The organism is Rhizobium sp. PL01, from assembly GCF_033447125.1.
Classification (GTDB): Bacteria; Pseudomonadota; Alphaproteobacteria; order Rhizobiales; family Rhizobiaceae; genus Pararhizobium.
This window is the reverse complement of the sequence record NZ_JAWQUM010000001.1, coordinates 208,442-220,160: the sequence shown is the minus strand read 5'-3', so window position 1 is coordinate 220,160 and position 11,719 is coordinate 208,442. Positions and strand designations below refer to the sequence as shown.

The window sequence follows — 11,719 nt, the reverse complement described above, 5'->3', positions numbered from 1 at the left end:
AAATTTTACCGTTTGATAAAAAAATAAAGCGTGTTACCGTTTCGGCATCCTGAGGCACGACATTTGGGAGCAAAAAATGGGAACGACTGAAACTGGAATACTGAGCGGGCGCTTGTCTCCCGTCGAATACGAGAAGAATTTTTCCGATCTGCACCCGCCGCTGGATGGGCATGAAGCACTGGTCGCCTCCGACCGCTGCTACTTCTGCTACGACGCGCCCTGCATGACGGCCTGTCCCACCTCCATCGATATCCCGCTGTTCATTCGGCAGATATCGACTGGAAACCCGATCGGGTCAGCAAACACCATCTTCGACCAGAACATTCTCGGTGGCATGTGCGCCCGGGTCTGTCCCACCGAAACGCTGTGCGAGCAGGCTTGCGTGCGCAACGAAGCCGAGCATCGGCCTGTCGAGATCGGACGGCTACAGCGCTACGCGACCGATATCGCCATGCGCGAAAACCGCCAGTTCTACCAGCGCGCCGAACCATCAGGCAAATCCATCGCCGTGATCGGCGCCGGTCCAGCCGGTCTTGCCTGCGCCCACCGCCTGGCCGTCAAGGGCCATGACGTCGTCATTTACGACGCCCGCGAAAAGGCAGGCGGCCTCAATGAATACGGTATCGCCACCTACAAGGCGGTCGATGATTTCGCGCAGGCCGAAGTCGACTACGTGCTTGCCATTGGTGGTATCGAGATCCTCAATCGCATGATGCTCGGGCGCGATTTTTCGCTGGCCGACATGCTCTCGAAGCATGATGCGGTCTTCCTCGGCCTCGGTCTTGCTGGCGTCAATGCGCTGCGGGCCGAAGGCGAAACCGCAGAAGGCGTCGAAGATGCCGTCGATTTCATCGCTGCGCTGCGGCAATCCGAAACCAAAGCCGACATCGCTATCGGCCGCCGCGTCGTGGTGCTCGGCGGCGGCATGACTGCGGTCGATGCGGCCGTGCAGGCAAAGCTGCTCGGCGCCGAGGAAGTGACGATCTGTTATCGCCGCGGCAAGGAGCACATGAACGCCTCCGAATTCGAGCAGGATCTCGCCGCCGCCAAGGGCGTCACCATCCGCCACTGGCTGCAGCCCAAACGCATCATTGCCCGCGACGGCAAGGTGGCCGGCATCGAACTCGATTATACGACGATCGCCGACGGTCGCCTGACGACCACAGGCGAAACCGGCGTCATCACCGCCGATCATGTGCTCAAAGCCATCGGTCAGACGTTTGAGGCCGATGGCCTCGGCATCATCGCCCTGCAATCCGGCCGCATCGTCGTTGATGGCGAAGGCCGCACCTCGCTCGACCGGGTGTGGGCGGGTGGCGACTGCGTTCTCGGTGGCGAGGACCTGACGGTCTCAGCCGTTGCCATGGGCCGCGACGCAGCCGAATCGATGAACCACGTGCTGTCAGCTGCATCGCAGCCGGCCGTTGCCGTCGCGTGAAGGGGAGAATGAACAATGGCTGATCTGCGCAACAACTTCGTCGGCATCAAATCTCCGAACCCCTTCTGGCTGGCCTCGGCACCACCGACCGACAAGGCCTACAATGTCGAGCGCGCCTTCAAGGCGGGCTGGGGCGGTGTCGTCTGGAAGACGCTGGGCGAGGAAGGCCCACCGGTCGTCAACGTCAACGGCCCGCGCTACGGCGCCATCTGGGGCGCGGACCGCCGTCTTCTCGGCCTGAACAATATCGAACTGATCACCGACCGCGACCTCTACACCAACCTGCGCGAAATGAAGCAGGTGAAGATGAATTGGCCGGATCGCGCCCTGATCGCCTCGATCATGGTGCCCTGTGAGGAAAATGCCTGGAAGGCGATCCTGCCGCTGGTGGAAGAGACGGGTGCCGACGGTATCGAACTCAATTTCGGCTGTCCGCACGGCATGTCGGAGCGCGGCATGGGGGCTGCGGTCGGACAGGTGCCGGAATATATCGAGATGGTCGTGCGCTGGTGCAAGCAATACACCCGCATGCCTGTCATCACCAAGCTAACGCCGAACATCGCCGACATCCGCAAGCCCGCGCGCGCAGCCAAAGCCGGGGGTACAGACGCCGTCTCACTGATCAACACCATCAATTCGATCACGTCGGTCAATCTCGATACCTTCTCGCCGGAACCCTCGATCAACGGCAAGGGCAGCCACGGCGGCTATTGCGGCCCGGCGGTCAAGCCGATCGCGCTCAACATGGTTGCCGAGATCGCCCGGGATCCCGAAACCTATGGCCTGCCGATTTCCGGCATCGGCGGCATCACCACCTGGCGGGATGCCGCCGAGTTCCTCGTCCTCGGCTCTGGCAACGTTCAGGTCTGCACCGCGGCCATGACCTACGGCTTCAAGATCGTCCAGGAGATGGTCACGGGGCTTTCGGACTGGATGGACGCAAAGGGACATCGCAGCCTCGACGATATCTGCGGCCGCGCTGTGCCGAACGTCTCCGACTGGCAGTATCTCAACCTCAACTACATTGCCAAGGCAAAGATCGACCAGGACTCCTGCATCAAGTGCGGCCGCTGCCATATCGCCTGCGAAGACACATCGCACCAAGCGATCACCCAGTATGTTGACGGAAAGCGCCATTTCGAGGTGATGGAAGACGAATGCGTCGGCTGCAATCTCTGCGTCAACGTCTGTCCTGTGCAGGACTGCATCACCATGGTTGGCCTTGAGCCGGGAGTGCTGGACGAACGCACCGGCAAGACGGTCGATCCGAACTATGCCAACTGGACCACCCACCCGAACAACCCGATGGCCCGCCAGGCCGCCGAGTAATCTCCCCATGCAAGACATATCAGCCGCTTCGCCGAAAAGGTGGGGCGGCTGACAGCATTCAACCGTTGCGAACGACGGCGATATTCTACGCCCGGGGAAACAGGCAACGCATTGGACACGAAATTGCGACGATGCGTCCACAAAAACGTGCGTTGCCCCTCACCGCGAACTCGTCAATAAGTGGGTATGACGAGATGCGGCTTTGGCCGCCAACACCGGATGCCTGCTTGAAGATCGCCTCCTCACGAACCCGCAAAAGGGTGCATCTCCTGACCGGTGCCTGCCTGGGCTTGTTTCTGCTCACGCATTTTTCAAACCACGCACTCGGCCTCATTTCCGTCGAGACCATGGAAGATGCACGCCGGATTTTCAATTTTGTCTGGCGCAGCTGGCCGGGAACAGTGCTGCTCTACGGATCGCTGCTCGTCCACTTCGTGCTTGCCCTTGAAAGCCTCTACCGCCGGCAGACTTTGCGGATGCCGGTCCGCGAGGCGCTGAAAATCATCTTCGGCCTCACGTTTCCCTTCCTCATCGTCAGCCACGTGGTCAGCACCCGGGTCGAATGGATGCTCACAGGCTATGGCGACGGTTACTATCAGGTCCTGCCTGCGCTCTGGTCGAGCTCCTTCAACGCGACACGGCAGTCGCTGGCGCTGATCATTGCCTGGGCGCATGGCTGCCTCGGCGCGTGGTTCTGGATGCGCGGGCGCAGTTGGTATCCGCGCTACTTCCTGTTTTTCTATTCCTTCGCCGCCCTCGTTCCGCTGCTGGCCCTGCTCGGCTTTGCCGTCGGCGCCCGGTCGCTAGAGGTCGGACTGCCATCGACAACCTGGTTCATGCCACACCGCACCCCGCCCGAAATTATCGGGCAAATCAGGACGTCCATCTTTGTTGGCCTGCTCGCGGCGATCGCCGGAACCCTAATCCTGCGCGCCATTCCGGTGCGTGGAAAAATCCGCGTCACCTATCCCGACCGGGCAATCTCGGTCGCAAAAGGTTTCAGCGTGCTGGAGGCAAGCCGCGCTGCGGGGATCCCTCACCTGTCGATCTGCGGTGGACGCGGGCGGTGCTCGACCTGTCGGGTGCGGGTAACGGAAGGCCTCGAACGCCAACCGCCAGCCAGCGATGCCGAGCGGGCGACGCTAACGCGGATTCGCGCGCCCGACAATGTGCGCCTGGCCTGTCAATTACGGCCAAGCCATAATCTGTCGATCTCCCCTATCCTGGGCGGTGACAATGTCGGCCTCAAGGCCCAACCGACGGAGCAGCAGGCCGCCGGCCGCGAGCGCCATATCGCCGTGCTGTTTTGCGATCTTCGCGATTTCACGCTGCTTGCCCAGAAGCAGCTGCCGTTCGATACAGTCTTCCTGCTCAACCGGTATTTCGAAACCATCGGCGAGGCGGTGGAGGCGTCAGGCGGCGTGATCGACAAGTTCATCGGTGATGGTGCTCTTGCGCTTTTCGGGCTGAACAACAGCATCGAGGAAGCCTGCGCGCAGGCGCTGACGGCGACGGCGCGCATCGCCAAGGGGATCGATGTGCTCAACCGCAATTTCATGAGCGAACTGGACAAACCATTGCGCATCGCCATGGGCATGCATGCCGGCCCGGCGATTATCGGTCAGATCGGCTATGGCAAGGCCTCATCGCTGACCGCTGTCGGCGATACGATCAACGCGGCAAGCCGGCTGGAAGGCTTTGCCAAGGAATATGATGCACAGCTTGCTGTCTCCGCTGATCTGGTGCGCTATGCGGGGCTCACCGTCGATGACCGGGAAAGCTACAATATCTCTATCCGTGGCCGCACCGGCACGCTCGAAACCTTGATCATCCAGAATGCGGCTGAGATCGAAGCGATGTTCGAAGCGGAGAAACACCAGGCGAGCCCATCAGCCTGACAAGCTGTATCACCTGAAGCCGGAGCGGCATGCGCTGTGTGCATGCCTGCAATACAATCACAGGCGGCGACAAGAGAGCAAAATACCCCTAGGATTTAATAGTACTTTTCGATTGAATTGACGTTGCGTACAGCAAATACGCGCAAGAGCGATGATACTATGTCAACGTGTATATGGCTGCCATGCCCCCTCTGATCGCCCAGAATTGGAAATCGTCGCAGGTTGCCCTGACCGGAACCGTCCGGGATGCAATCATTCTGGCCGGTATCGTTTTCCTCGCAGCCCTATTAGGCATCCTCACACGCCCGATGGGCTTGCTTGCCCTGTTCTGGCCCGCCAACGCTATTCTTCTGGGCGTGATGATCCGGCGACCCCGTTTTGCAACCGCGTTTGGATGGGCGGGAGCCATTGCCGGTTACGTTGCGGCCGACGTGATAACCGGCAGCGATCTGATCAAGACACTCTGGCTTACCGCGCCCAATGCCGCCGGTGTCTTTGCCGGCTGTCTGCTCTATCGTCTTGCGGGCATAGGCCATCAGCGCCTTCGCGAATCTCAATCGATCATCATCATGCTCGTCATCTGCAGCATCGCGGCCGTTGCCAGCGGGCTTGTCGGCGGCATCGTGGCAGGGCTTTTCCTTGGGCAGACCTATTTTCCCGGGTTCTGGTTCTGGCTGGTGACTGAGTTTGTCAATTTCATCGTGATCCTGCCCGTAATGCTGACCGCGCCGTCCTTGAGCGAATGGCATGCCAAGCTGGGCCGAAAGGCAATGTGGCAGAGCCGCCACGCCCTTCCCGTGGCCACCCTTGCGCTGTCGATGCTCGCCAGCAGTTTTATCGGCGGCCCCGCAGCATTTGCATTTCCAGTCCCAGCCCTTCTTTGGTGCGCCACCAGTTTCGCGCTGTTTCCCACCGCTCTGCTGACGATGATCTTTAGCATCTGGGGCATGATGATTTTCAGCACCAGTGCGCCAGAGACTGTGGACCCCATGTTGTGGATGCAATCCATCCGGCTGGGCCTTGGCATGATCGCGATGGCGCCGCTCTCGGTGGCGAGCGTCACGACCACCCGCAATTCCCTGCTGCAACGCCTTCAGGATTCCGTCGATCATGACTTTCTGACCCGCACACTCGCCCGCGGCACGTTCATGGCACGCGGCAAAAGTGTCATCGCGCAAGACGGCAACGTCGATGGTTCGGCTGTTCTCGTTCTCGACATCGATCACTTCAAATCGGTGAACGATCGGCACGGGCACGCTGTGGGCGACAACGCACTGATTGCCTTTTCGTCCGCCGTGTCCGCTACGCTGCGCAAAGACGATCTCTTCGGGCGGACTGGAGGCGAGGAATTCTGTGTGGTTCTGCCGAGAGCCTCAGCAACGGCGGCGAAAATGGTCGCGGAGCGCATCCGCCAGGCGGTTGAGCGTCTTCAGATTGATGCGGGAGACGGGGCAGTCCTGTCGATCACTGTCAGCGGTGGCTTGGCCGTCTGCAGCGGCGATTCGAAAATCTCCTTTGAGGAGATGCTGACCCGGGCCGACATGGCGCTGTACCGGGCAAAAGCGGAAGGACGCAACCGGATCGTCAGCGACCCTTCCTGATCACCGTCAGGCGCCGCCGTCCCTGATTTCCAGGCCACTGACGAACAGTTGCTCGAGAAACCGCGCAGCATCTTCGAAGCGTCCATCACCGGAGCGCTCCTCTCCAAGCACGCCACGCACCTGAACGTCGAAATCGGCATAGTGCTGCGTCGTCGACCAGATGGCGAAGATCAAGTGATAAGGATCGCATTTCGCGATCTTGCCAGCTTTCGCCCAGCTGCGGATAACCTCGGCCTTTTCGTCGACAAGCGATTTCAGCGGCCCTTTCAGTTCATCCTCGATATGCGGCGCACCCTGAAGAATTTCATTGGCAAACAACCGGCTTTCGCGTGGAAAATCGCGTGCCATCTCCAGTTTGCGGCGAATATAGCTGCGAATTTCGGAAACAGGGCTGCCCTCCGCATCAAATTCGCGCAACGGATCGAGCCAGCTATCGAGCACCCGGTCGATCAGCGCCCGGTGCATCGCTTCCTTGGTGCGGAAGTAATAGAGCAGGTTGGGTTTGGACATGCCCGCCACCTCGGCGATCTGGTCGATGGTGGTACCGCGAAAACCGTGGGTGGCAAACACGTCGAGCGCCGCTTCCAAAATCAGTTCTTCCTTCTCCTCCTGGATACGGGTTCGCCTTTGCGTTTGGGCTGCCCTCGGAAGTACCATCTTTCCCCCAGTCTTCTCACCAATCGCCGTCTACACGCGATCCGAAAACATCCGCAAACCGCCTGATCCAAAAATTCGAACGGTACTTCCGTTTTTTCTGTTTTTCGTCTTGAGTGCGGCAACGGAAGTTGTAATGTTTTACCAACCGGTCAAATTATCAGTCAGTTCATACTCAAACGCAACGGCTGATCGCAGGGCAATCGAAAAAACCAGATGCCCCGATTTGACCACGGGAACGACGGGAAGTGCAGCCACTGTGCCTCCCCTAAAAAGAATGAGGAGAACCGTCATGGCTCATGCACCGGGCGAGAACATGCGCGTCAACGCGGACCGTCTGTGGGATTCACTGATGGATATGGCCAAGATCGGCCCCGGCATCGCTGGCGGCAACAATCGCCAGACGCTGACCGACGAAGACGGCGAAGGCCGCCATCTTTTCCAAACATGGTGCAAAGACGCCGGCATGACCATGGGCCTCGACAAGATGGGCACGATGTTTGCCACCCGCCCCGGTACCGATCCCGACGCCCTGCCCGTCTATGTCGGCAGTCACCTCGATACCCAGCCGACCGGTGGCAAATATGACGGCGTGCTTGGCGTGCTCGCAGCCCTTGAGGTCGTGCGCACCATGAACGACCTCGGCATCAAGACCAAACACCCGATCGTCGTCACCAATTGGGCCAACGAGGAAGGCGCGAGGTTTGCGCCTGCCATGCTCGCGTCCGGCGTTTTTGCCGGCATCCATGAGCTCGACTATGCCTATGGACGCAAGGACCCTGAAGGCAAGACCTACGGGGACGAGCTGAAGCGGATCGGCTGGCAGGGCGACGAAGACGTCGGCGCGCGGAAGATGCACGCCTATTTCGAATATCATATCGAGCAGGGACCGATCCTCGAAGCGGAAGAAAAGACCATCGGCGTCGTGACGCACTGTCAGGGCCTCTGGTGGTTGGAGTTCACCCTCACCGGCCGTGAAGCCCATACCGGCTCGACCCCGATGGACCTGCGTGTCAACGCTGGCCTTGCCATGGCGCGTATCGTCGAAATGGTTCAGGGCGTCGCCATGGAAAACCAGCCGGGTGCCGTTGGCGGCGTCGGCCAGGTGTTTTTCTCGCCGAATTCCCGCAACGTGCTGCCGGGCAAGGTCGTCTTCACCGTCGATATCCGTTCGCCTGACAAGGCCAAGCTTGACCGCATGCGCGCCAAGATCGAGACTGAGGCGCCGAAGATTACCGATGAGCTCGGCGTCGGCTGCTCCATTGAGGCCATCGGCCATTTCGAGCCGGTCACCTTCGATCCAAAGCTGGTGACCGCTGTGCGCAACGCCGCGGAAAAGCTCGGCTACAGCCACATGAACCTGATTTCCGGCGCCGGCCACGACGCCTGCTGGGCGGCCAAGGTCGCCCCCGCAACCATGGTCATGTGCCCCTGCGTCGGCGGCCTCAGCCACAACGAAGCTGAGGAGATCTCCAAGGAATGGGCGTCGGCAGGATGCGACGTGCTGTTCCATGCGGTGGTGGAGACGGCGGGGATTGTGGAGTGAAGATTTATTGCAAGATTACTGGTCGCCAAGCCCAGGCGATCCTCGGACACCACGACGTCGTCCCTGTCTACAAATGTTTCCTACCGGGGCGCCCGTCAAATGAGGATGCTCATGCTCACAAATTCGAACACATCGAAGATGCTGCAATTTTTCTAGTTAGCCAACCTGGCTCGGGGATACGCGTAAGCGCAACAGGCTCCGGAACAGGTGAAAAAACAGCGATATTGAGCAAAACTATCGTCATCGAGCGGGATGCATAAGACCGTTTAATATTGGGAGATAGCAATGACCACAGTCATCAAGAACGGCACCATTGTCACCGCCGACCTCACCTACAAGGCTGACGTCAAGATCGACGGTGGCAAGATTGTCGAGATCGGGCCGAACCTCTCCGGTGACGAAACGCTGGATGCGACCGGCTGTTATGTCATGCCCGGCGGCATCGATCCGCATACCCATCTCGAAATGCCCTTCATGGGCACTTATTCCTCCGACGATTTCGAAAGCGGGACGCGCGCCGCCCTGTCTGGCGGCACGACCATGGTCGTCGATTTCGCCCTGCCCGCCCCCGGCCAGTCGCTGCTCGAAGCGCTCACCATGTGGGACAACAAGACATCCCGCGCCAATTGCGATTTCTCCTTCCACATGGCGATCACCTGGTGGAGCGAGCAGGTCTTCAACGAAATGCAGACCATCGTGCAGGACAAGGGTATCAACTCGTTCAAGCATTTCATGGCCTATAAGGGCGCATTGATGGTGGATGACGACGAGATGTTCCACTCGTTCCAGCGCTGCGCCGAGCTCGGTGCGCTACCGATGGTTCACGCAGAAAACGGCGATATCGTCGCGCAGATGCAGGCAAAGCTGCTGGCCGACGGCAACAATGGCCCGGAAGCCCACGCCTATTCCCGCCCCGCTGCCGTTGAGGGCGAAGCCACCAACCGCGCCATCATCATCGCCGATATGGCCGGCGCGCCGCTCTACGTTGTTCACACGTCTTGCGAACAGGCCCACGAAGCCATCCGCCGCGCGCGCCAGAACGGCATGCGTGTCTATGGCGAGCCGCTAATCCAGCATCTGACGCTGGATGAAAGCGAATATGCCAACCCCGACTGGGACCACGCCGCCCGGCGCGTCATGTCGCCACCCTTCCGCAACAAGCAACATCAGGACTCACTCTGGGCTGGCCTCTCTTCCGGTTCGCTGCAAGTGGTGGCAACCGACCACTGCGCCTTCACAACGGCCCAGAAACGTTTTGGCATCGGTGATTTTACGAAGATCCCCAATGGCACCGGCGGGCTTGAAGATCGCATGCCTATGCTCTGGACCCACGGTGTTGCCACCGGCCGGATCACCATGAACGAGTTCGTGGCGGTGACCTCCACCAACATCGCCAAAATCCTCAACATGTACCCGAGGAAGGGCGCGATCCTTGTCGGTGCCGATGCCGATCTGGTCGTCTGGGATCCGAAGCGCACAAAAACCATCTCGGCGTCAAACCAGCAGTCGGCGATCGATTACAACGTCTTCGAAGGCAAGCAGGTGACCGGCCTACCGCGCTACACCCTGACGGGAGGCGTCGTTGCCATCGAGGAATCGACGATCAAGACCCGCGAAGGCCAGGGCAAGTTCATCAAGCGCGAGCCCTACACAGCCGTCAACAAAGCGCTATCGACCTGGAAGGACATTACCGCGCCGCGCAAGGTGCAGCGCACCGGCATTCCGGCAAGCGGGGTGTGACGGTGGGCGCGGCACACCGCATCGCCCTATTGCTTCTGGCCGGCTTTGCGATGGCCGGACCGGTCGTCGCGAGCGAGGCATTCCTTGATGGAGACTATGGCAACACGGATGGCTGCGCCTATGCCAAAACTGGTGAATCCACCGGTTCGGACAATTTCTTCCTCTTGACCAACGAAGGCATCACGACGGCAGCGTCTTATTGTGAATTCAAAGGTCCGGTGACGAAGAGTGGGGCTTCCTTTGCAGCGACTGTCTCGTGCAGCGCTGAAGGAGAAAGCGGCGAGGCTGACGAGAGCGTCGAAATCCTGCGGTCGCGCAAGGACTATACCATCGCCTTCAAGGACGGGACACGCTGGGGGCCACTGAAGAAATGCAAATGAACCGCCCTCTATCCAGCACATCGCTCTGTCGCCGGCCGGCGGGCAGAGAGCGGCACAATAGACCCGCTCACGCAAGATCGACATTAAACCTTCAGTTCAGGCAACTGGATGACGTTTTCCTGTTTGTTCGCATCGGTGCGCCTGATCACTGCCGAACAGGGCTGGTCTGGCAGATGTTACCCCGTCTCCTCGGCAGCGACATCGCGCTCAGCATACCCCATTCGAAAAATATGAAGTACGACTATCGGAGGCGACAAGCCGAATGACGTCACACCAACCTTCCACGCAATGGCATTCAGGGCGGAGCGCACCGGATACAATGACAGCAACACCAGCATCCGTCGTTTCGGCGCGCGATCTCGGCCTCACCTTTGAGACCAATGACGGGCCGGTCAATGCGCTGACGGGCGTCAATCTCGACGTCAACAAGGGCGATTTTGTCTCCTTCATCGGTCCCTCCGGCTGCGGCAAGACCACGTTCCTGCGCGTCATCGCCGACCTCGAAAAGCCGACATCTGGCTCGATCACCGTCAACGGCACGACGCCGGAAGATGCGCGCAAAAACCGTTCCTACGGTTATGTCTTCCAGGCCGCCGCCCTCTACCCGTGGCGCACCATCGAAAAGAACATCGCCCTGCCACTGGAGATCATGGGGTATAGCGCGGCCGACCAGAAGGCCCGCATCGACCGCACCATGGAACTGGTCAACCTCACAGGTTTTGGCAAGAAATTCCCCTGGCAGCTTTCCGGCGGCATGCAGCAGCGCGCCTCGATCGCCCGCGCGCTTGCCTTCGATGCCGATCTTCTCTTGATGGACGAACCTTTTGGCGCGCTCGATGAAATCGTCCGCGATCACCTGAACGAACAGCTCTTGAAGCTCTGGGAACGGACGAACAAAACCATCTGCTTCGTCACCCACTCGATCCCGGAAGCCGTCTATCTCTCCACCAAGATCGTTGTCATGAGCCCCCGCCCCGGCCGTGTCACCGATATCATCGAATCGACATTGCCCAAGGAGCGCCCGCTCGGTATCCGCGAAACCCCGGAATTCCTGCAGATCGCCCATCGCGTCCGCGAGGGATTGAGGGCGGGGCATAGCTATGATGAGTAGCTGCCCCATCATCCGAAGCGCG

General features: G+C 59.9%; 9 protein-coding genes. 8 read left to right on the top strand and 1 reads right to left on the bottom strand.

What is annotated here, in order from left to right:
* The first annotated feature begins 76 nt into the window (after positions 1 to 76).
* The 4 genes from R6X40_RS00970 to R6X40_RS00955 all read left to right on the top strand — a co-directional run bounded on the left by R6X40_RS00970 (position 77) and on the right by R6X40_RS00955 (position 6,266).
* Positions 77 to 1,438 (top strand): NAD(P)-dependent oxidoreductase, encoded by a 1,362-nt coding sequence (locus R6X40_RS00970; protein ID WP_318410219.1) that lies wholly within the window; start codon positions 77 to 79, stop codon positions 1,436 to 1,438.
* 15 nt (positions 1,439 to 1,453) lie between these two features.
* Complete coding sequence (gene preA, locus R6X40_RS00965) at positions 1,454 to 2,767, top strand: NAD-dependent dihydropyrimidine dehydrogenase subunit PreA (RefSeq protein ID WP_318410217.1); 1,314 nt, start codon at positions 1,454 to 1,456, stop codon at positions 2,765 to 2,767.
* 227 nt (positions 2,768 to 2,994) lie between these two features.
* Complete coding sequence (locus tag R6X40_RS00960) at positions 2,995 to 4,665, top strand: adenylate/guanylate cyclase domain-containing protein (RefSeq protein ID WP_318410216.1); 1,671 nt, start codon at positions 2,995 to 2,997, stop codon at positions 4,663 to 4,665.
* 173 nt (positions 4,666 to 4,838) lie between these two features.
* Entirely contained in the window at positions 4,839 to 6,266 is a 1,428-nt protein-coding gene (locus R6X40_RS00955; RefSeq protein WP_318410214.1) for a diguanylate cyclase, read from the top strand.
* 6 nt (positions 6,267 to 6,272) lie between these two features.
* Here R6X40_RS00955 and R6X40_RS00950 read toward each other — a convergent pair whose 3' ends face one another.
* Positions 6,273 to 6,923 (bottom strand): TetR family transcriptional regulator C-terminal domain-containing protein, encoded by a 651-nt coding sequence (locus R6X40_RS00950; RefSeq protein WP_318410212.1) that lies wholly within the window; start codon positions 6,921 to 6,923, stop codon positions 6,273 to 6,275.
* A gap of 289 nt (positions 6,924 to 7,212) precedes the next feature.
* On the opposite strand from R6X40_RS00950, the gene R6X40_RS00945 reads away from it, so the two are divergent.
* The 4 genes from R6X40_RS00945 to R6X40_RS00930 all read left to right on the top strand — a co-directional run bounded on the left by R6X40_RS00945 (position 7,213) and on the right by R6X40_RS00930 (position 11,697).
* Positions 7,213 to 8,466 (top strand): Zn-dependent hydrolase, encoded by a 1,254-nt coding sequence (locus R6X40_RS00945; RefSeq protein ID WP_318410210.1) that lies wholly within the window; start codon positions 7,213 to 7,215, stop codon positions 8,464 to 8,466.
* Between the two features lie 285 nt (positions 8,467 to 8,751).
* Positions 8,752 to 10,206, top strand: coding sequence for a dihydropyrimidinase (gene hydA, locus R6X40_RS00940; protein ID WP_318410209.1), 1,455 nt, complete (start codon positions 8,752 to 8,754; stop codon positions 10,204 to 10,206).
* A 2-nt stretch (positions 10,207 to 10,208) separates the two neighbouring features.
* On the top strand, positions 10,209 to 10,586 hold the full coding sequence (locus tag R6X40_RS00935; RefSeq protein ID WP_318410207.1) for a hypothetical protein: 378 nt from the start codon (positions 10,209 to 10,211) through the stop codon (positions 10,584 to 10,586).
* A 319-nt stretch (positions 10,587 to 10,905) separates the two neighbouring features.
* Complete coding sequence (locus R6X40_RS00930) at positions 10,906 to 11,697, top strand: ABC transporter ATP-binding protein (RefSeq protein WP_318410206.1); 792 nt, start codon at positions 10,906 to 10,908, stop codon at positions 11,695 to 11,697.
* The last annotated feature ends 22 nt before the right edge of the window (positions 11,698 to 11,719 follow it).

What these genes read in the sequence shown, in the direction of transcription:
- R6X40_RS00955 (WP_318410214.1), top strand. Translation starts at nt 4,839, where the DNA reads ATGGCTGCCATGCCCCCTCTGATCGCCCAGAATTGGAAATCGTCGCAG.
- R6X40_RS00930 (WP_318410206.1), top strand. Translation starts at nt 10,906, where the DNA reads ATGACAGCAACACCAGCATCCGTCGTTTCGGCGCGCGATCTCGGCCTC.
- hydA (WP_318410209.1), top strand. Translation starts at nt 8,752, where the DNA reads ATGACCACAGTCATCAAGAACGGCACCATTGTCACCGCCGACCTCACC.
- preA (WP_318410217.1), top strand. Translation starts at nt 1,454, where the DNA reads ATGGCTGATCTGCGCAACAACTTCGTCGGCATCAAATCTCCGAACCCC.
- R6X40_RS00950 (WP_318410212.1), bottom strand. Translation starts at nt 6,923, where the DNA reads ATGGTACTTCCGAGGGCAGCCCAAACGCAAAGGCGAACCCGTATCCAG.
- R6X40_RS00970 (WP_318410219.1), top strand. Translation starts at nt 77, where the DNA reads ATGGGAACGACTGAAACTGGAATACTGAGCGGGCGCTTGTCTCCCGTC.
- R6X40_RS00945 (WP_318410210.1), top strand. Translation starts at nt 7,213, where the DNA reads ATGGCTCATGCACCGGGCGAGAACATGCGCGTCAACGCGGACCGTCTG.